This window comes from Mesorhizobium sp. B2-5-4, from assembly GCF_006441095.1.
Taxonomy (GTDB): Bacteria; Pseudomonadota; Alphaproteobacteria; order Rhizobiales; family Rhizobiaceae; genus Mesorhizobium; species Mesorhizobium salmacidum.
Genome location: NZ_VFUR01000010.1, coordinates 14,307 through 32,969, shown reverse-complemented (window position 1 = coordinate 32,969; position 18,663 = coordinate 14,307). Strand labels below are relative to the sequence as shown.

Sequence of the window (18,663 nt, the reverse complement as noted above, 5' to 3'; positions counted from 1 at the left end):
CGATATCATCGGTTTATGGCAATTATCACGCAATCGTGCACATTAAATCTCGGTAACGTGAATTCGGGACGCTGTAGCGGAGCCGATGCGATGCCCGGGGGATCTGCTTATCGCAGGCCTTCCATCTCGCGGATGCGCCGGGCGCCGTCGGCCTCGAGCTGCCTTGTGACAGCGCCGATCAGGGTTTCGGCGACAACGAAGAGCGCCGCCGAAGAATCCCATGCGGAAGGCACGGCGGTTCGCCCGGCAATGACATGGCGGGCAAAGCGGGCGATCGGCGACAGCCATTGATCGGTGAACAGTACGATCTGCACGCCGCGCTGATGCGCCTTCTCGGCAAAGCGGAGGAGGCTGCCCTGGTAGCGCCTGATGTCGAAGATCACCAGCACGTCGCGCTTGCCCATGTCGATCAGCCTGTCGCGCCACATGCTCTCCTGGCCGGCGAGGTGAAAGACATCGGGCTGGATGACCGCCAGATGGGCTGCCATGTAGCGCGCCAGCGGATCGGTGAAGCGGCCGCCGATGAGGAAGGTCTTGCCGCGCCGCTCGGCCAGCCTGGTGGCAATGTCGGCAAGCTGCCTGTCGGACAGATGCCTGAAGGTCTCGCGCATGTTGTCGAGCGTCGCTTCCAGCATGGGCGACACCGTGCCGCCATTGGGCGAGGGCGGATTGAGCGTTCGTATCGCCGGCGACTGCAATTGCGCCGCCAGTTCGTCCTGCAGGCTCGACTGGAACTCGGGATAGTTCTGGAAGCCGAGCCGGGCGACAAAACGCAGGATCGTCGGCGAGGAGACGCCGGCCGCGGATGAGAATTCGGCGACCGTCTTCAGGCCGATCATCGGGTAGTTCGCGATCAGCGTCTGCGCCGCTCGCCGTTCGCCGGCGGGCATCGCGCCGATACGGTCGGCGATCAATTCGGCAATGTTGGAAATCATCTTTTCCCCACACTGGCCGTCGACGGTCTTTTCCCCAGATCGCATTTGACAAAGCCAAACAAACTGTATGAAATCATCCGTAGGGACGCAATGAGGCAAAATACGTAACATACGATACAGCGCTCCCCGGGGACGGCAGACTATGGAGAAAGCACGGCCCGCCAGCCTTGCATCGTCTGATACCGTGCGGGTGATGAACCCCGGCGGATCGAGCCCTTTCGTACTGACCTGCGACCACGCTTCCAATTTCCTGCCGACCGAATTCGGCACGCTCGGCCTCGCCGCCGAGGACCTGACGCGCCACATCGCCTGGGATCCCGGTGCGCTGCCGGTTGCGTCGCGGATGGCGCAGGCACTCGATGCCACGCTGGTCGAAACCCGGATTTCGCGATTGGTCGTCGACTGCAACCGGCCGCTCGACGCGCCGGACCTGGTGCCGCAGGTCAGCGAAACGACAGCCATACCGGGCAATACCGGCCTGTCCGAGAAGCAGCTCGCGGCGCGGGTGGCCCTGTCATGGCAGCCATTTCACAGCACGATCGAGCGCATCGTCGAGGAGCGGCTGGCGCGCGGCCAGGAGACACGGCTGGTCTCCGTCCATTCCTTCACGCCGGTCTACAAGTCCAAAAACCGGCCCTGGCACATCGGCGTTATCCATGACGAGGATCGCCGCCTGGCGGCGCCGCTGATCGCGGCACTCAAGCGGCTTGCCGGCGTAACCGTCGGCGTCAACGAGCCCTATTCGCCGGCCGACCGCGTGTATTTCACGCTGGAACGGCACGCACGTTCGCGCGGCTTGCCCTGTGCGATGATCGAGATCCGCAACGACGAAATCTCCGGCGAGACCGGGCAGCGGAAATGGGCGGATCTGCTCACCGGCATTTTTTCCAATCTGGAGCCAGAGGAGGCCACGCGGCCCAGATCGCATTCAGTCAGAAAGTCAGTCCAATCGGCCAGCTGAGAAACAAACAGGGGACTTCCAATGACAGCACCGGGTTATACAGACGTTGACAAGGCGGAGGACGTAAAGGCCCTCCACAGCATGGGCTACGCCCAGGAACTGGAGCGGCGCCTCAGCCGCTTTTCGAATTTCGCGGTTTCCTTCTCCATTATCTGCATCCTTTCGGGCGGCATCAATTCGCTGGCGCAAGGTACCTCAGGCGCCGGCGGCATCGGCATCGGCATCGGTTGGCTGGTCGGCTGTTTTGTCTCGCTGACCTTCGCGGTCGCCATGTCGCAGATCAGCTCGGCCTATCCGACCGCCGGCGGCCTCTATCACTGGGGTTCCATCCTCGGCAACCGTGGCACCGGCTGGGTGACAGCCTGGTTGAATCTGCTCGGTCTGATCACCGTGCTCGGTGCCATCAATGTCGGCACCTGGACGTTCTTCGTCGGCGCCTTCGGGCCAGCGCTTGGCATCGAGGGCACGCTGACCAACCAGATGATCTTCCTGATCATCATCACCGGTGCCCAGGCCCTGATCAACCATCTCGGCATCAAGCTGACGGCGAAGCTGACTGACTTCTCGGGCTATCTGATCTTCTTCGGCGCCATCCTGATCGCGGTGGTCTGCCTGATCTCGGCGGAACATTGGGATTTCAGCCGGCTGTTTACGTTCCACAATTACTCCGGCGATGCCGGCGGCGGCGTCTGGCCGCAGGTTTCGAACGCTTGGGTGTTCGCGCTCGGGCTCTTGCTGCCGATCTACACGATCACCGGCTACGACGCTTCGGCGCACACTTCCGAGGAAACCATCAAGGCGGCTTCCTCGGTGCCGCGCGCCATGGTCATGTCGGTGATCTGGTCGGCACTGTTCGGCTATCTGTTCCTCGCCGCCTTCGTGCTGATGATCCCCAACATGGACGATGCCGCCAAGCAGGGCTGGAACGTGTTCTTCTGGGCCTTCGACCAGCGCGTCAGCCCCGGCATCAAGGAATTCGTCTATCTCGTCGTTTTCGTCGCTCAGCTGCTGTGCGGCCTTGCCACCGTCACGTCGGCCTCGCGCATGATCTTCGCCTTCTCGCGCGACGGCGGCCTGCCCGGTTCATCGGCCCTTGCCAAGGTCAGCCCGACCTACCGCACGCCGGTGGCGGCGATCTGGACGGCGTCGATCCTGTCGGTGCTGTTCGTCTGGGGCTCGACGCTGGTTTCGGTCGCCGGCACCTCGGCCTACACCATCGTCGTGTCCTGCACCGTCATCTTCCTGTTCCTGTCCTTCATCGTGCCGATCGTGCTCGGCATGTTGGCCTGGGGCACACCGAAGTGGGACAAGATGGGGCCGTGGAACATGGGGCGCGGCGTGTTCATGCTGTTCGGCTTCCTGTCGATTGTGTCGATGGTCCTGATCTTCATCATCGGCATCCAGCCGCCGAACGACTGGGCGCTCTACATCACTGTCGGCTTCTTCATCCTGACTGCGATCGTCTGGTTCGCTTTCGAGCGCAACCGCTTCCAGGGGCCGCCGCTCGGCGACATCATCGCGGCGCGCCAGGCCGCAATCAAGGCAGCGGAGCAGGCGGTCGGCGAAACCGGCCACTGACATCCGCCATCATGGCCATGGCCGGCATCGCGCCGGCCATGGTTTTGTTTCTCCCTTTCAACGACCAAGCACTGGAGTGCCAAAGGAATGGCCGGAAATTTCTCGTTCGATCAGTTGAAGAAAGCGGTCTCCAATGGCGAGATCGACACGATGCTGGCCTGCATCGTCGACATGCAGGGCCGACTGGCGGGAAAACGGTTCCTGGCGCAATATTTCGTCGATTCCGCGCATGACGAGACGCATGGCTGCAACTATCTGCTGGCGGCCGACATCGATATGGAACCGGTGCCGGGTTACAAGGCGGCAAGCTGGTCGAAGGGCTATGGCGATTTCGTCATGAAGCCGGACCTGGCGACGCTGCGGCGCATTCCATGGCTGGAGAAGACGGCGCTGGTGATCTGCGACGTGCTCGACCACCACACCCATGACGACCTGCCGCATTCGCCGCGCGCCATCCTGAAGAAACAGGTCAAGCGGCTGAGCGAGCGCGGCTATATCGGCTATTTCGCTTCCGAGCTCGAATTCTACCTGTTCAACGAGACCTATGATTCCGCCCGCAAGAAGCACTGGCAAAGTCTCGACACCGCTTCGCCCTATATCGGCGATTACCAGATCGGCATCACCACCAAGGAAGAAGGCGTCATGCGCCGGCTTCGCAACGAGATGGAAGCAGCCGGCATTCCGATCGAGAATTCCAAAGGCGAGTGGGGCCCGGGCCAGGAAGAGATCAATGTGCGCTATGCCGAAGCGCTCGACATGGCCGACCGCCACGTCATCCTGAAGAACGGCGCCAAGGAAATCGCCGAGTCCGAAGGCAAGGCGATCTCCTTCATGTCGAAGTACAATTACGGGCTCGCCGGCAATTCCAGCCACATCCACAACTCGCTGTGGAGCGCCGACGGCAAGACGCCGCTGTTTTTCGACAAGAAGGCCAACTGGACCTTGTCGACGCTCGGCCAGCAATGGGCGGCCGGACAATTGAAATACGCCAAGGAATTCACCTGGTTCCTGGCGCCCTACATCAATTCCTACAAGCGCTTCCAGGCCGGCACCTTCGCGCCGACCAAGATCATGTGGAGCGAGGACAACCGCACCGCCGGCTTCCGCCTGTGCGGCGAGGGTACCAAGGGTATCCGCATGGAATGCCGCATCGGCGGCGCCGACCTCAATCCCTATCTCGCCTTCGCGGCGCTGATCGCGGCCGGCCTTGCCGGCATTGACGAGAAGCTGGAATTGCAGAAGCCTTTCGTCGGCGACGCCTATCAGGCTTCTCGTTTGCCGGAGATTCCGAAGACACTGCGCGATGCCACGGAGACGCTGGCCAAGTCGAAGATGCTGAAGCAGGCGCTCGGCGAGGATGTGCTCGAGCACTATGTCCACACGGCGAAGTGGGAACAGTTCGAATACGACCGCCGGATCACGGATTGGGAACTGCACAGAGGGTTCGAACGATATTAAACCAAGCCGCCGCTGCCCTCTCCGGCCATCGCTGGAATGGTGGCGGCGCCAATCAAGATTCATGAAGTGCGAGGACTGAACGAATGACCGAAACGGTCAAGTTAAAATCTCCTATCGACGGCTCGATCTACGCCGAGCGTCCGATCGCGACGGATCAGGCGATCAATGCCGCGGTCGAGCGCGCCAAGGCGGCGCAGGAGAAGTGGGCACAGACGCCGATCGTCGAGCGCGGCAAATACATGCTGGCGATGCTCGAAGCGCTGGTCGCGATGACCGACGAGATCGTGCCGGAGATAGCCTGGCAAATGGGGCGGCCGGTTCGCTATGGCGGCGAGTTCGGCGGCGTCAAGGAGCGCACCAATTATATGGTCGAGATCGCGGAAGCGGCGCTCAAGTCGATGCCGGCTTCCAACCCGAAGGACGGCTTCCGACGCTATGTGAAGAAGGATCCGCTCGGCGTGGTCATGGTGATCGCGCCATGGAACTATCCCTATCTAACAGCGGTCAACACCATCGTGCCGGCGCTGATGGCCGGCAACGTCGTCATCCTCAAACATGCCGCGCAGACATTGCTGGTCGGTGAGCGCTTCCAGCAGGCCTTCGACAGGGCTGGCCTGCCCAAGGGCGTTTTCCAGAACGTGGTTCTCAACCACGCCCAGACCGAAAAACTGCTGGGTTCGGGCAAGATCGACCATGTCAATTTCACCGGCTCGGTCGGCGGCGGTCGCGCCATCGAAAAGGCGGCGGCAGGCACCTTCATGACGCTTGGCCTCGAGCTTGGTGGCAAGGATCCGGCCTATGTGCTGCCCGATGCCAAGATGGACCATGCGGTCGCCAATCTGGTCGACGGCGCTTTCTTCAACTCCGGCCAGTGCTGCTGCGGCATCGAGCGCGTCTATGTGCACGAGAAGGTCTATGACGAGTTCGTCGAAGGCTTCATCGCCGAGACGAAGAATTATGTCGTCGGCAATCCTCTGGAGCAGGCGACGACGATGGGGCCGATGGCGCAGGCGCGTTTCGCCGACCTGATCCGCGAGCAGAAGGCCGAAGCGCTGCGTAAGGGTGCGGTGGCGCACATCAACATGAAGGTGGCTAACGACAAGGCCGGCTCGCCCTATCTGGCACCGGAGGTATTGACCGGAGTCGACCACCAGATGAGCGTCATGCGCGAGGAAAGTTTTGGCCCGATCGTTGGCATCATGAAGGTGCGCAACGACGAAGAGGCGATCGCTTTGATGAACGACAGCGCCTATGGGCTGACCGCCTCGATCTGGACGCGCGACACCGAGCATGCGGTGGCGATCGGCGACCGGGTCGAGACTGGCACGGTGTTCATGAACCGCTGCGACTATCTCGATCCGGCGCTGGTCTGGACCGGTGTCAAGGACACCGGCAAGGGCGCCGGGCTGTCGGCCATCGGCTACGACAATCTGACGAGGCCGAAGTCATTCCACCTGCGCGAAGCCATCTGATTTTTGAAAGACAAGCAATGTCCAAGCTCATCTCCAAATGGAACTACCCCACCACCGTCCGCTTCGGCGCCGGGCGCATCAAGGAATTGCCGGAGGTGCTCGCGGCCACCGGCATCAAGCGGCCGCTTTTCGTGACTGATCCGGGCTTGGCGAAACTGCCGGTCGTCGCCTCGACGCTTAGGATTCTCGATGAGGCCAAGGTGCCCTATGGCGTGTTCTCCGAGGTGAAGCCGAACCCGGTGGACTCCAACCTCACCGCCGGCATCGCGGTGTTCAAGAAGGGCAAGCATGACGGTGTCATCGCTTTCGGCGGCGGCTCGGCGCTCGACCTCGGCAAGCTGATCGCCTTCCAGTCCGGCCAGACGCGGCCGGTCTGGGATTTCGAGGATGTCGGCGACTGGTGGACGCGCGCCGACTCCGATGCCATCGCGCCGATCATCGCGGTGCCGACCACGGCGGGAACCGGCTCGGAGGTCGGCCGCGCCGGTGTCATCACCAATGAGGCGACCCATACCAAGAAGGTCATCTTCCATCCGAAACTTTTGCCGGCAATCGTCATTGCCGATCCGGAACTGTCGGTCGGCATGCCGGGCTTCTTCACCGCCGGTACCGGCATGGACGCGCTCGCCCATTGCCTCGAAGCCTATTGCGCACCGGGCTACCATCCGATGGCCGACGGCATTGCCGTCGAAGGCATACGCCTGGTGTTCGAGAACCTGCCGAAGGCTTATGCCAATGGCAAAGACCTCGTCGCCCGCGCCCATATGATGAGCGCGGCCGCCATGGGCGCCGCGGCCTTCCAGAAGGGGCTGGGTGCCATCCACTCGCTGTCGCATCCGATCGGCGCGCTCTACGACACCCATCACGGCATGACCAATGCCGTGTTCATGCCTTACGTGCTGGCCTTCAACCGGGATTCCATCGAGGAGCGCATTGCCAGGCTTGCCGCCTATTGCGGCATCAAGGGCGGCTTCGACGGCTTCGCCAAGGCAATCATCAAACTGCGCAAGGAATTGAAGGTGCCACACGCGCTGCCGGGCCTGATCAAGGGGCTCGACATGGACAAGAAGCGCAAGGCGCTGATCGCCGACATGGCGGTGGTCGATCCAACGGCCGGCGGCAACCCGGTCAAGCTGACCAAGAAGGCGGCGCTGACACTGCTCGAAAACGCGATCGCCGGGACGGTCTGAGGCCGGTTCCGGGGTGCGGAAGTTGATCGAGAAACGAGGGGAAAGGAAAGGGGGAAGGGGCGATATAGGGGCGGATTAATGATTAGCCGGAAAATTAAGTGATGGCTAATTGCTACAGTCCGTTAAAAAGAGTTAACTTTTCACGCTGCGAGGCGCTGGTTTCACAAAGCTTTCATTTGGCTGTCACACGGAAACGATACCGCATCGCAGACGTCCAACGGCGTCAGTTCAATGGAGAGAACACATGTTCAAATTCACGGGGAAAGTACTTTCCCTTTCGGCCGCGACCCTCATGGTGTCGTCGGTGATTTCGTCCGCCGCTTCGATGGACGATCTCATCAAGGCCGCCAAAGCCGAAGGCCAGCTCACCACGATCGCTTTGCCGCATGACTGGTGCGGCTACGGCGACGTCATTGCCGGCTTCAAGGCGAAATATCCGGAAATCACCGTCAACGAACTCAACCCCGACGCCGGTTCCGGCGATGAAGTCGAGGCGATCAAGGCCAACAAGGACAATAAGGGCCCGCAGGCTCCTGATGTCATCGACGTCGGCCTGTCCTTCGGCCCGACCGCCAAGGCCGATGGCCTGTTGATGCCTTACAAGGTGTCGACCTGGGACTCGATCCCGGACAGCGCCAAGGATGCCGATGGCGCCTGGTACGGCGACTATTATGGCGTTCTCTCGTTCATGGTGAACAAGGACCTGATCAAGGAGTCGCCGAAGGACTGGGCCGATCTCCTCAAGCCCGAATTCGCCAACGCGGTCGCCGTTGCCGGCGATCCGCGCGCTTCGAACCAGGCCATCCAGGCCGTCTACGCCGCAGGCCTTTCCGGTGGGGCGGCTGCTGGTGAAGCCGCTGGCACCGCCGGCCTCGACTTCTTCAAGAAGCTCAACGCCGCCGGCAATTTCGTGCCGGTTGTCGGCAAGCCGGCAACGCTTGCCCAGGGCCAGACCCCGATCCTGATCAACTGGGATTACAACGCGCTTGCGGGCCGCGATACGCTGAAGGGCAACCCGCCCGTCGACGTCATCGTGCCGAAGACCGGCGTTGTCGCTGGTGTTTATGTGCAGGCGATCAGCGCCTTCGCGCCGCATCCGAACGCAGCCAAGCTGTGGATGGAATATCTCTATTCCGACGAAGGCCAGGTCGGCTGGCTGAAGGGCTATTGCCACCCGATCCGCTTCAACGATCTCGCCAAGAACGGCAAGATCCCGGCTGACGTGCTGGCCAAGCTGCCGCCGGCGGAATCCTACGCCTCGGCCGCCTTCCCGACGCTCGACGAGCAGGGCAAGGCGAAGGAGGCCATCAGCAAGAACTGGGACGCCGTTGTCGGCGCCAACGTCAAGTAAGGCTTGAAATCCACCGGGCGGCCTCGCCGCCGCCCGGCTTCCCCTCGAGGACGGTAGCCGGCGCATGACCGATCTTACGCTTTCAAATCAGCCCGTTACCACCAAGCCCGCGCCCCCGAACGAGGCGACCGCTTTCCGCTTTCCGATGCAATGGATTGGCGTGGCGCCCTTCTTTATCTTCGTCCTGATGTTCCTGATCCTGCCGACGATCTATCTCGTCCTGGGCGCTTTCCAGAATGGCGACGGTCAGCTGACGCTGGATAATATCCTGCAGCTGGTCAGTGATCCCTCGATCAGCGCTTCCTACTGGGTTTCGATCAAGATCAGTTTCTGGTCGGCCGTCATCGGTGCCTTTGCCGGGCTCGCGATTGCCATCGCCATCGTGCGCGGCGGGCTTCCCAACTGGACCCGCTCGGCGACCCTGACTTTTTCCGGCGTCGCCTCGAATTTCGCCGGCTTGCCGCTGGCCTTCGCCTTCCTGGCGACCCTCGGCCGCGTCGGCATCGTCACAACGCTTCTGCGTGACGTTCTCAATGTCAACATATACGCGATGGGCTTCAATTTCCTCACGACATCGGGCCTGATCGCGGTCTATCTGTTCTTCCAGATTCCGCTGATGGTGGTCATCATCGTGCCGGCCATCGACGGCTTGAAGAAGGAATGGGGCGAGGCCGCCGCCACGCTCGGGGCAACCCAGTCGCAGTATTGGCGCATGGTGGTCATCCCGGTCTTGTGGCCGAGCTTCCTTGGCACCGTCATCCTGTTGTTCGCCAATTCCTTCGGCGCCATCGCCACGGCTTATGCGTTTGCCGGCCCGGCACTCAACATCGTTCCGATTAAGCTCTATTCGCAGATCAATGGCGACGTGCTGCACAACCCGCAGCTCGGCTATGCCATCGCCTTCGGCATGATCGTCATCACGGGCTTAGCCAACGTCTTCTACATCTGGTTCCGGACCCGGTCCGAAAGGTGGCTCAAATGAAGTCGGGCAAATTCTGGGCCTGGGTCGTCTTCATTGTCGGCGCGGCCTATTTCTTCATTCCGCTGATGGCGACGGTCGAGTTCTCGTTGCGCATGCGGCGCGGCGTCCATTCCTTCGACGCCTACCAGATCGTGCTGGGCGACGCTCGCTTCCAGTCGACCTTCCTGTATTCGGTGGTGGCGGCCGTCTTCACCATCATCCTCGGTGTGCTGATCGTGGTGCCGGCGGCATACTGGATCCGGCTGCGCCTGCCGCAGCTCAGGCCGATCGTCGAATTCATCACGCTGTTGCCGCTGGTCATTCCGGCCATCGTCATCGTCTTCGGCTATATCAGGATGTACGGCTCGAATTCCCCGCTGCCGTTCCTGGGAAGCAATATGGGCGCCAATGCCTTGCTGGTGATCGGCTATGCGACGCTGGCTCTGCCTTACATGTATCGCGCCGTCGATACCGGGCTGCGCACCATCGATGTGCGGACATTGACCGAAGCAGCGCAGATCCTGGGTGCCGGCTGGGGCACGATCATTGGCCGGGTGATCCTGCCCAATGTCCTGATCGCCGTGCTGTCGGGCGCCTTCCTGACCTTTGCCATCGTCATCGGCGAGTTCACCATGGCGAGCCTCCTCAACCGTCCGGCCTTTGGCCCGTATCTGCAAAACGTCGGCGCCAACCGGGCCTATGAACCGGCGGCCCTAGCCATCATCGCCTTCGCTATTACCTGGGGCTGCATGTCGCTCATCCAGATCCTGTCCCGCTTCGCGCCGAAATCGGCGAACCGCCCGAATTGACCTGAGAGAAAAAGCCATGGCCGAGCCATTCCTGTCCATCCAGCATGTGCGAAAGTCCTACGGGTCCAATACCGTGGTGCAGGATTTCAGCCTCGACGTCGAGCCGGGCGAGTTCGTCTCGTTCCTGGGGCCCTCCGGTTGCGGCAAGACGACGGTGCTGCGCATGGTCGCCGGCTTCGAGGAGCCGTCGGCCGGCAAGATCGTCGTCGCCGGCAAGGACATCACCCGGCTGAAGCCCAACCAGCGCAATGTCGGCATGGTGTTCCAGGCCTATGCGCTGTTCCCAAACCTCACCGTGGCACAGAACATCGCTTTCGGGTTGAAGGTTGCCGGCATGCCGAAGGCCGACGCCGACAAGCGCGTCGCCGAGATGCTCGACATGATCAGGCTGCCGCAGATGGCGGACCGCTATCCCTACCAGCTCTCCGGCGGCCAGCAGCAGCGCATCGCGCTGGCGCGCGCGATCGCGCCAAAGCCGAAGCTGCTTTTGCTCGACGAGCCGCTGTCGGCGCTCGACGCCAAGGTGCGCGTGTCGCTGCGCGAGGAAATACGCTCGATCCAGAAGAAGCTCGGCATCACCACCATCTTCGTCACCCATGACCAGGAAGAGGCGCTATCGATCTCCGACCGCATCGCCGTCATGTACGGCGGCAAGGCCGAGCAGGTCGCGACGCCGTTCGAGATCTACAACCGGCCGGCGACCAAGTTCGTCGCCAATTTCGTCGGCACGCTGAACGTGCTCGAAGGCAAGGTCACCGATGCCGCCTCCGGCAAGGTTCAGGTCAACACGCAGGAAGTCTCGCTTAAGGGCAAGCTCAACGGCTCGAAGTCCGGCGACACGCTGTCTCTGGCGCTGCGGCCCGAGGCGATTTCGCTCGGCCGCCAGCCCGGCCGCGACTCCAGCCTGACCGGAGAGATTTCCGAAGTGCACTTCCTCGGCTCGGTGATCCGGGTTCGTGTCGGCATCGGCGGCAACACGGTGTCGCTCGACACATTCAACAGCCCGGCGACGCCGCCGCCCGCGGTAGGTGAAAAGGCGGAGATTTCGTTCTCGTCGAGCGATATGCTGGTGTTGCATTAGGTAATCCGCGGTCGGTTGGCGCTCCCGAACGGATGCTCCAGCAATCCGAATTCCCGTGCTGTCCGCGGCGACACAACCCGTGCCAGAAGTATCACCCGTTGTTTCACGGCCACGACTTTGGCACTGCCAATCGTTTCATTCGGCCGCTACGATAGCGCATGGCCCTTTTCGAACTGACGCTTATCCTGCTTTTGACCGCCGTCGCGCTGACGGCGCTGTCGCGACGGCTGGAGATTCCCTATCCGTCCCTTCTGGCCCTGGCCGGCGTCGCGATTGCCTTCGTACCTGGCGCGCCTGTGATCGAGATCGATCCGGAACTGGCGCTTGCCCTGTTCATCGCGCCGGTGCTTCTCGATGCCGCCTATGACACGTCGCTGCGCGACCTGAAGCGCTACAGGCTGTCTCTGGTGCTGCTGGCGCTCGGCGCCGTGGTCTTCACCACCGTGGTCGTTGCCTTCGTCGGCTGGAAAATGGCCGGGCTGCCGATCGCGGCGGCGGTCGCGCTTGGCGCCATCGTCGCACCGCCGGATGCGGTGGCGGCGAGCGCCGTGCTCGGCCAGTTCAAGGTGCCGTACCGCCTCACCGCCATCCTGCAGGGCGAGAGCCTGCTCAACGATGCCACCGCGCTGCTGATCTACCGGTTGGCGGTTTCGGCCGCACTCGGTTCGATCCTGTTGAGCAACGCCATTCCGGTGATCTTGCTGTCGACGATTGGCAGTTTGGCCGCGGGTTATGTGCTTGGCCGTGTCTCGCTGCTGACACTTAGCCGGATCGACGACGCCGCAAGCAGCACCGTGGTGCAGTTCGCCGGGACATTCGGGGTGTGGATCCTGGCCGACAGGCTCGGTCTTTCCGCCATCATCACCATCGTCGTCTATGCCATCACCATTGCACGCAGTGGACCGCGCCGCATGTCGGCGAGACGCCGCGTCAGCACCTATTCGGTCTGGGAATCGGCGGTGTTCGTGCTCAACGTGCTGGCTTTCGTGCTGATGGGGCTGCAGGCACGCTCTATCGTCGGCCGGCTCTCCGGCGATGGGCAGGGCGGTGCCTTTCTCTTTGCCGCGACGGTGCTGGTTGTCGTCATTCTGGCACGCCTCGTCTGGGTGGCGAGTTACGTTGCGATCATCAGATGGTTCGCCCGTTTCGGTGGCGAGGACAGAAGGCGAGAAGCGCCGACATTTCGCGGCGCCGTGCTGGTCGGCTGGTGCGGCATGCGGGGGCTGGTGACGCTGGTGGTGGCCATTGCCCTGCCGGCCGGCTTTCCCGGCCGCGACCCGATCGTGCTAGCCGCCTTCGCGGTGGTTCTGGGCACGCTGGTGTTGCAAGGCATGACCTTGAAGCCCTTGCTGCGGATACTCAACTTCGAACGGGACACGAGCGTCGATCGCGAAGTGGCTCAGGCGCGTGTTGCCGTCATGCAGGCCGCGCTTGACGTGTTGAGCCGCAAGACGTCGGCCGCGGCGGCCGTCGTGCGCGAGCAGTACGAGGCTCAGCGGCAGATCGCGGAAAATCCGGAGGATGCGCAGGCGGCGACCGAATACGACCGGCTGCGGCTCTATGCTATCAACCGCCAGCGCGACACGCTGGAGGAACTGCGCAGCAACGGCACGATCGGCGATGAAGCCTATCACCGGCTGGAGGAAGAGATCGACTGGGCGGAACTGGCGGCGTCGCCGGCAGGCCGGTTCCAGCCGCTGACCACGGACTAGCAGATGCCGGGTCTCGACCGCCGCCCTGCTGGCCCAAGCCCCGTCCGTCCTCCTGCACATTGCAAGCGATCGACCGAACCGTTACTGCCAACACCGGGAAGTGAGCCGGATAAGCAATGAAGCTGGTCAGCTACAACATCCAGTACGGGTTCGGCAGCGACGGGCGCTACGATCTTTCGCGCGCCGCGCGCATGATTGCCGGCGCCGACATCATCGCCTTGCAGGAGGTCGAGCGGCACTGGCAGCGCAGCAATTTCGACGACCAGCCGGAGTTGCTTTCACGGCTTCTGCCTGATTATCACTGGGTGTATGGCCCGGCCTTCGACATGGATGGCAGCGAATGGCGGGACGGCCGTCTGGTCAACCGCCGCCGGCAATTCGGCACCATGGTCCTGTCAAAACTGCCGATCGTCTGGTCGCGGCTGCACGCGCTGCCGATGCGCCGTACGCTGCGTCCGCTCAACACCCGCAACGCCGCGCTCGAATGCATGATCCGCACGCCGGCCGGGTCGGTCAGGGTGCTTTCGCTGCATCTCGCGCACATCGCCGCGGAAGAGCGGCTGGACCAGATCGACTATCTCTTGGCGCAGCATCGCCGGGCGCCGGGGGAAGGCGGACCGTGGAGCGGCGTGGACGACGAACCTTCGCGTAACTGGACACATGGGCAAGTCGAGCCGGAAAGCCCGCCGGCGGCGATCTGGCTGGGCGATTTCAACATGGAGCCGGACAGCGCCGAATACCGTCGCATCGTCGGCAGCACGCCGTATCATCGTGGAGCAGCCTATCTCGACGGCTTCGTCGATGCCGCCGCCGTGGCGGTTGAACCGGCTGGTGATTTCCATACGCATGAGAAGATCATCGACGGCAGACTGGCAAAGCGTCGTCTTGACCATTGCTTTGTCGGCGGCATGTTGGCCGGGCGTGTGCGCTCGGTCAGCGCCGATATAGGCGAGCTTGCTTCCGATCACTTCCCCGTCCAGGTCGACATCGATCTCGAAACGCCCTTCGGCTCCGGAGGTCGATGATCTCCATATGACGCTTTTCGTCTTCCTCGCGGTGCTTGCCGCGGCCGCCATGCACGCGATCTGGAACGCGCTGGTCAAGGTACATCTCGACCGCTTCCTGTCGATTACTTTGATGACGTTCGGCATGGGGGTCGCTGGCCTCGTGGTGCTGCCTTTCGTCGAGGTGCCCAAGGTGGAAGTCTGGCCCTATATCGCCGCTTCGGTGATCTTCCACATGGGCTACCGCACCTTCCTGATCGGCGCCTACCAGGCCGGCGATTTTGCCCAGACCTATCCGTTGGCACGCGGAACGGCACCTCTGCTGGCCGCGATTGGCGGGATGTTCGTTGTCGCCGAGGTGCCGGCACCGCTTGCCATCGTGGGCATCCTGCTGTTGTCGGCCGGAACGCTGGTGATGTCGTTTCGCGGCGGGGCGCATCTGGAGAAGCTGAACCTGCGCGCGGTCGCATTCGCGCTGGGCACGTCGATCTTCATTGCCAGCTACACGCTATCCGACGGCAGCGGCGCGCGGCTGGCCGCGACCGCGCAAAGCTATGCCGCCTGGCTGTTCATCTGCGATGCGCTTGGGGCGCTGGTGCTCTGCCTCGTTTTCCGAGGATCCAAGGCGCTTCCGGTGTTGGCGCGCGACTGGAAGACCGGGCTGTTCACCGGCGTGCTTTCCGGCGCCGCCTACTGGATCGTGATGTGGGCGATGACCAAGGCGCCGATCGCCTCGGTGGCGTCACTGCGCGAAACCTCGATCCTGTTCGCCATGATGATTTCGGTCTACGCGCTCGGCGAGAAGATGACGGGCTGGCGCGGTGCAGCCGCGCTCAGCATCGTCGCAGGCGTCATCGCGCTGAGGATGGGCTGACATTTCAACCCAGCACCGTCATTACCTGACCGCGCCGCTCCGGACTGAAGCGGATGACCACGATGATGCAGACGGCGACCACGCCGGCAAATAGCGCCAGCGCATAACCATAACTGCCGCCGGGCGCTTCCGCGATCCCCGCTTGATACGGACCGCCGTAGGAGGCGGCGAGATTGCCGGCCTGGTATATGAAGCCGGGCAAGGTGGCGCGCACCGCGCCGGGCGAAAGCTCATTGAGGTGAACCGGGATGACACCCCAGGCACCCTGGACCGCGACCTGTATGATGAAGGCGCCGATGGCCAGCATGAAGGGCGTGGAGCTGTAGGCCCATAGCGGGATCGCCGGCAGGGCGATGATGCATGCGAGGGTAATGGCGTTGATGCGGCCGATCTTCTCCGACAGCGCGCCAAACGCCAGGCCGCCGACAATGGCGCCGATATTGGCGACGATGGTGATCCAGCTCACCGTATGCGGATCAAAGCCATGCTGTTTCTTCAGGAAGGTCGGGTAGAGATCCTGCGTGCCATGGCTGAAGAAGTTGAAGAACATCATCAGCACCACGGCATAGAGCGCGACGCGCCAGTGCTTCCGCAGCGTTTCCAGCAACCCCGGTCTGACCTGCTTTCGTGCCTCGACGAAGGGGGGCGATTCCGGCACGTGCGAGCGGATGAACAGCACCATCAGCGCCGGTATGAAGCTCAGCAGGAACATGAAGCGCCAGCCGAGGACGAAGTCGCCGACCTTCTGTCCGTAGAGCAGCCCATAGACCACCGCCGCCAGGAGGTAACCGGCGGGATAACCGCATTGCAGGATACCCGAGACCATGCCGCGTGCCCGCGGCGGTATGGATTCCATGGCAAGCGAGGAGCCGAGGCCCCATTCGCCGCCCATGGCGACGCCGAACAGGGCGCGTAGCGCCAGGAACATGCCGAGATTGGGAGAGAAAGCAGCCAGCGCCCCGATCACCGAGTAGCTGACGATGTTGAGCATCAAGATCGGCTTGCGACCGTATTTGTCGGCAAGCATGCCGAAGAAGAACGCGCCGGTGAAGCGGGTCGCCAAGGTCAGGAACAGAGCCTTCGACACCGCGGGGACATCAGTCTGGAACTCAGCCGCAATGTCGGTGAGCAGAAAGGTCAGAAGGAAGAAATCAAAAGCATCGAGCGTCCAGCCCAGAAATGACGCCAGAACGGTTTTCTTCTGCTCGGCGGTGAGTTTCAAGGCGTCCTCCTTTGTACCCCCAAAGGAACGATATGTCGCCTTGTCGGCAAAAGAGAACAGCGATCGGGCGGCTTTCGAAAGGCCGGCGGTTCACTTTTTCGTAAGATCGAGGTCGAAGACCATCAATGCGTCGGTGCCGCCTTCGAGGGTCGCGATCAGCCGGGCGCCGGCACGCTGATGCGCCTCATGGACGAGATAGGCGTCGCGCGCCGCTGCATCGCGGAAATCGATGGTGAAGCCATGGCTGAAACCCCGCGCGAAGGGCTCCGGACTGACATTGGCGCTGATTGAACCGTCTCCATGCCTTCGATCACCTGCCGCAACGCTTCGAGGTCGGCGTGGATAGCCGTGCGCTCGGCCGGGGACACATCACTACGAAATCTTGCGAAAACACAGTGCCTGATCATTTTACCACTCCCTAAGCAGCACGATTGCCGGAAAACACCGCCGGCGCCAGCGGCTCGCGGCCAAGGATCAGATCAGCGCCCTTTTCGCCAACCATGATGGTCGGCGCGTTGGTGTTGGAAGAAGGCACACGCGGCATCACCGATGCGTCGCAGACGCGCAAGCCTTCTATACCGCGCAGCTTGAGATCCGGCGTCACCACCGCCATCTCGTCATGGCCCATGCGGCAGGTGCCGACGGGATGGTGGTCGGTCTTGGACGTGCGGCAGGCATAGTCGATCAACTCGTCATCGCTGGCGAGCGACGGACCGGGCAGCACCTCGCGCAGCACGTAGGGGGCAAGTGCCTTCTGCCGCATGATCTCTCGCGCCAGCCGCAGTCCCTTCAGCGACATGGCGCGGTCATAGGGATCGGACCAGTAGTTCGGATCGATCAGCGGATGGTCGGCTGGATCGGCGCTTTTAAGCCGCACCGTTCCGCGCGAGCGCGGCCGCAGGAAAGCCGAGTTCAAGGTGACGCCCGGGTTTTTCAGCTTCTCGACGCCGGCCTCGATGCCGGAGCCGAGACCCAGATGGAACTGGATGTCGGGCGAGGCGGCGGTCGGATCCGCGTACCAGAAGCCGCCGGTCTCGAACAGGCTGGAAGCCACCGGTCCCTTCTTCAGCAGCAGATATTGCAGGCCGGCCCAGGCCGTGCGGTGCAGCTTGGCGTAATTATCGTAGGTGTGATCGCCTGTGCATTCGGCGATGACGAAGAGGTCGAGATGATCCTGCATGTTGGAGCCGACGCCTGGCAGATCGTGTACCGGCGTGATGCCGACCGATTTCAGGTGGTCGGCCGGGCCGATGCCCGACTGCATCAGAAGCTTCGGCGAACCGACGGCGCCGGACGAGACGATCACCTCGCGGTCGGCATGCAGGATTGTTGTCTGGCCGCCCGGCCTGTCGACCACCTCGACGCCGACGGCACGGCCGTTCTCGACGACGATGCGGGTGACCAGCACATCGGTCCGGACAATGAGATTCTTCCGGTCGCGGATCGGCTTGAGATAGGCCACCGAAGCGGAGGACCGGCGGGCGTCCTTCTGGGTGAGCTGGTAATAGCCGACGCCTTCCTGGCTGGCGCCGTTGAAATCCGGGTTGAAAGGAATGCCCATCTCCTGGCCGGCGCGGAAATAGGCCTCGCAGATCGGCAGCGGCGAAATCGGGTTGGAGACGCCGAGCGGGCCTTGGTCGCCGTGGAAATCGTTGGCGTAACGCTGGTTGTTCTCGGCGCGTTTGAAATAGGGCAGTACGTCGCGGTAGCCCCAGCCGGCCAGCCCTTCTTCCTTTTCCCAGGCATCGTAATCGCGTGCATTGCCGCGCGTGTAAATCTGGGCGTTGATGGAAGAACCGCCGCCGACCACCTTGGCCTGCGTGTACCAGAAGACGCGGTCCTTCATGTGTTTCTGCGGCACGGTCGACCAGCCCCAAGAGGCGATGCCCTTGGTCATCTTGGCGAAACCCGCCGGCATGTGGATATAGGGGTGCCAGTCCTTGCCGCCGGCTTCGAGCAGCAGCACGGAATTGGAGGGATCCTCGCTTAGCCGGTTGGCCAGCACGCAGCCGGCCGGACCGGCGCCCACGATGATGTAGTCGGTCATTGTCTTAT

General features: G+C 62.6%; 16 protein-coding genes. 12 read left to right on the top strand and 4 right to left on the bottom strand.

Translation table 11 applies throughout. From position 1 onward, the window contains the following. Positions 1-107 precede the first annotated feature (107 nt). Positions 108-935, bottom strand: coding sequence for a MurR/RpiR family transcriptional regulator (locus FJ492_RS14605; protein WP_140770768.1), 828 nt, complete (start codon positions 933-935; stop codon positions 108-110). A 142-nt stretch (positions 936-1,077) separates the two neighbouring features. Between FJ492_RS14605 and FJ492_RS14600 the strand changes: the two genes are divergently transcribed. From FJ492_RS14600 to FJ492_RS14545, 12 genes are all read left to right on the top strand, one after another. Beyond that, positions 1,078-1,896 (top strand): N-formylglutamate amidohydrolase, encoded by an 819-nt coding sequence (locus FJ492_RS14600; protein ID WP_140504306.1) that lies wholly within the window; start codon positions 1,078-1,080, stop codon positions 1,894-1,896. 21 nt (positions 1,897-1,917) lie between these two features. Further along, a complete protein-coding gene (locus FJ492_RS14595) occupies positions 1,918-3,474 on the top strand; it encodes an amino acid permease (RefSeq protein ID WP_140745298.1) in 1,557 nt (518 codons plus the stop codon). A gap of 87 nt (positions 3,475-3,561) precedes the next feature. Next, positions 3,562-4,932, top strand: a complete 1,371-nt coding sequence (locus FJ492_RS14590; protein ID WP_140770581.1) for a glutamine synthetase family protein — start codon at positions 3,562-3,564, stop codon at positions 4,930-4,932. Positions 4,933-5,015: 83 nt separating this feature from the next. Next, entirely contained in the window at positions 5,016-6,404 is a 1,389-nt protein-coding gene (locus FJ492_RS14585; protein ID WP_140770579.1) for an aldehyde dehydrogenase family protein, read from the top strand. 17 nt (positions 6,405-6,421) lie between these two features. After that, on the top strand, positions 6,422-7,594 hold the full coding sequence (locus FJ492_RS14580; protein ID WP_140770577.1) for an iron-containing alcohol dehydrogenase: 1,173 nt from the start codon (positions 6,422-6,424) through the stop codon (positions 7,592-7,594). A 244-nt stretch (positions 7,595-7,838) separates the two neighbouring features. Continuing rightward, positions 7,839-8,945: an ABC transporter substrate-binding protein gene (locus FJ492_RS14575; protein WP_140711942.1), complete on the top strand. Its 1,107-nt coding sequence runs from the start codon at positions 7,839-7,841 to the stop codon at positions 8,943-8,945. A 145-nt stretch (positions 8,946-9,090) separates the two neighbouring features. Next, on the top strand, positions 9,091-9,927 hold the full coding sequence (locus FJ492_RS14570; RefSeq protein ID WP_181165828.1) for an ABC transporter permease subunit: 837 nt from the start codon (positions 9,091-9,093) through the stop codon (positions 9,925-9,927). Continuing rightward, positions 9,924-10,715, top strand: a complete 792-nt coding sequence (locus FJ492_RS14565) for an ABC transporter permease (protein WP_015315811.1) — start codon at positions 9,924-9,926, stop codon at positions 10,713-10,715. Before FJ492_RS14570 ends, FJ492_RS14565 begins: the two co-directional genes overlap by 4 nt. A 16-nt stretch (positions 10,716-10,731) precedes the next feature. After that, on the top strand, positions 10,732-11,796 hold the full coding sequence (locus tag FJ492_RS14560; protein WP_140504293.1) for an ABC transporter ATP-binding protein: 1,065 nt from the start codon (positions 10,732-10,734) through the stop codon (positions 11,794-11,796). A gap of 158 nt (positions 11,797-11,954) precedes the next feature. Beyond that, the gene (locus FJ492_RS14555; RefSeq protein ID WP_140504291.1) at positions 11,955-13,508 is read left to right on the top strand and encodes a sodium:proton antiporter; all 1,554 of its coding nucleotides are present in this window, start codon (positions 11,955-11,957) and stop codon (positions 13,506-13,508) included. A 116-nt stretch (positions 13,509-13,624) separates the two neighbouring features. Continuing rightward, positions 13,625-14,533, top strand: coding sequence for an endonuclease/exonuclease/phosphatase family protein (locus FJ492_RS14550; protein ID WP_140711936.1), 909 nt, complete (start codon positions 13,625-13,627; stop codon positions 14,531-14,533). Between the two features lie 7 nt (positions 14,534-14,540). Further along, positions 14,541-15,386, top strand: coding sequence for an EamA family transporter (locus FJ492_RS14545; protein WP_140504286.1), 846 nt, complete (start codon positions 14,541-14,543; stop codon positions 15,384-15,386). 4 nt (positions 15,387-15,390) lie between these two features. Here FJ492_RS14545 and FJ492_RS14540 read toward each other — a convergent pair whose 3' ends face one another. The 3 genes from FJ492_RS14540 to FJ492_RS14530 all read right to left on the bottom strand — a co-directional run bounded on the left by FJ492_RS14540 (position 15,391) and on the right by FJ492_RS14530 (position 18,655). Beyond that, a complete protein-coding gene (locus tag FJ492_RS14540) occupies positions 15,391-16,608 on the bottom strand; it encodes an MFS transporter (protein WP_140770573.1) in 1,218 nt (405 codons plus the stop codon). 90 nt (positions 16,609-16,698) lie between these two features. Continuing rightward, a complete protein-coding gene (locus tag FJ492_RS29580; protein ID WP_348641911.1) occupies positions 16,699-16,839 on the bottom strand; it encodes a hypothetical protein in 141 nt (46 codons plus the stop codon). 187 nt (positions 16,840-17,026) lie between these two features. Continuing rightward, positions 17,027-18,655 carry a choline dehydrogenase gene (locus FJ492_RS14530; protein WP_140711928.1) on the bottom strand — a complete coding sequence of 543 codons (1,629 nt, stop codon included), beginning with the start codon at positions 18,653-18,655 and terminating at the stop codon, positions 17,027-17,029. Between the last annotated feature and the right edge of the window lie 8 nt (positions 18,656-18,663).

What these genes read in the sequence shown, in the direction of transcription:
- FJ492_RS14605 (WP_140770768.1), bottom strand. Translation starts at nt 935, where the DNA reads ATGATTTCCAACATTGCCGAATTGATCGCCGACCGTATCGGCGCGATG.
- FJ492_RS14600 (WP_140504306.1), top strand. Translation starts at nt 1,078, where the DNA reads ATGGAGAAAGCACGGCCCGCCAGCCTTGCATCGTCTGATACCGTGCGG.
- FJ492_RS14595 (WP_140745298.1), top strand. Translation starts at nt 1,918, where the DNA reads ATGACAGCACCGGGTTATACAGACGTTGACAAGGCGGAGGACGTAAAG.
- FJ492_RS14590 (WP_140770581.1), top strand. Translation starts at nt 3,562, where the DNA reads ATGGCCGGAAATTTCTCGTTCGATCAGTTGAAGAAAGCGGTCTCCAAT.
- FJ492_RS14585 (WP_140770579.1), top strand. Translation starts at nt 5,016, where the DNA reads ATGACCGAAACGGTCAAGTTAAAATCTCCTATCGACGGCTCGATCTAC.
- FJ492_RS14580 (WP_140770577.1), top strand. Translation starts at nt 6,422, where the DNA reads ATGTCCAAGCTCATCTCCAAATGGAACTACCCCACCACCGTCCGCTTC.
- FJ492_RS14575 (WP_140711942.1), top strand. Translation starts at nt 7,839, where the DNA reads ATGTTCAAATTCACGGGGAAAGTACTTTCCCTTTCGGCCGCGACCCTC.
- FJ492_RS14570 (WP_181165828.1), top strand. Translation starts at nt 9,091, where the DNA reads ATGCAATGGATTGGCGTGGCGCCCTTCTTTATCTTCGTCCTGATGTTC.
- FJ492_RS14565 (WP_015315811.1), top strand. Translation starts at nt 9,924, where the DNA reads ATGAAGTCGGGCAAATTCTGGGCCTGGGTCGTCTTCATTGTCGGCGCG.
- FJ492_RS14560 (WP_140504293.1), top strand. Translation starts at nt 10,732, where the DNA reads ATGGCCGAGCCATTCCTGTCCATCCAGCATGTGCGAAAGTCCTACGGG.
- FJ492_RS14555 (WP_140504291.1), top strand. Translation starts at nt 11,955, where the DNA reads ATGGCCCTTTTCGAACTGACGCTTATCCTGCTTTTGACCGCCGTCGCG.
- FJ492_RS14550 (WP_140711936.1), top strand. Translation starts at nt 13,625, where the DNA reads ATGAAGCTGGTCAGCTACAACATCCAGTACGGGTTCGGCAGCGACGGG.
- FJ492_RS14545 (WP_140504286.1), top strand. Translation starts at nt 14,541, where the DNA reads ATGACGCTTTTCGTCTTCCTCGCGGTGCTTGCCGCGGCCGCCATGCAC.
- FJ492_RS14530 (WP_140711928.1), bottom strand. Translation starts at nt 18,655, where the DNA reads ATGACCGACTACATCATCGTGGGCGCCGGTCCGGCCGGCTGCGTGCTG.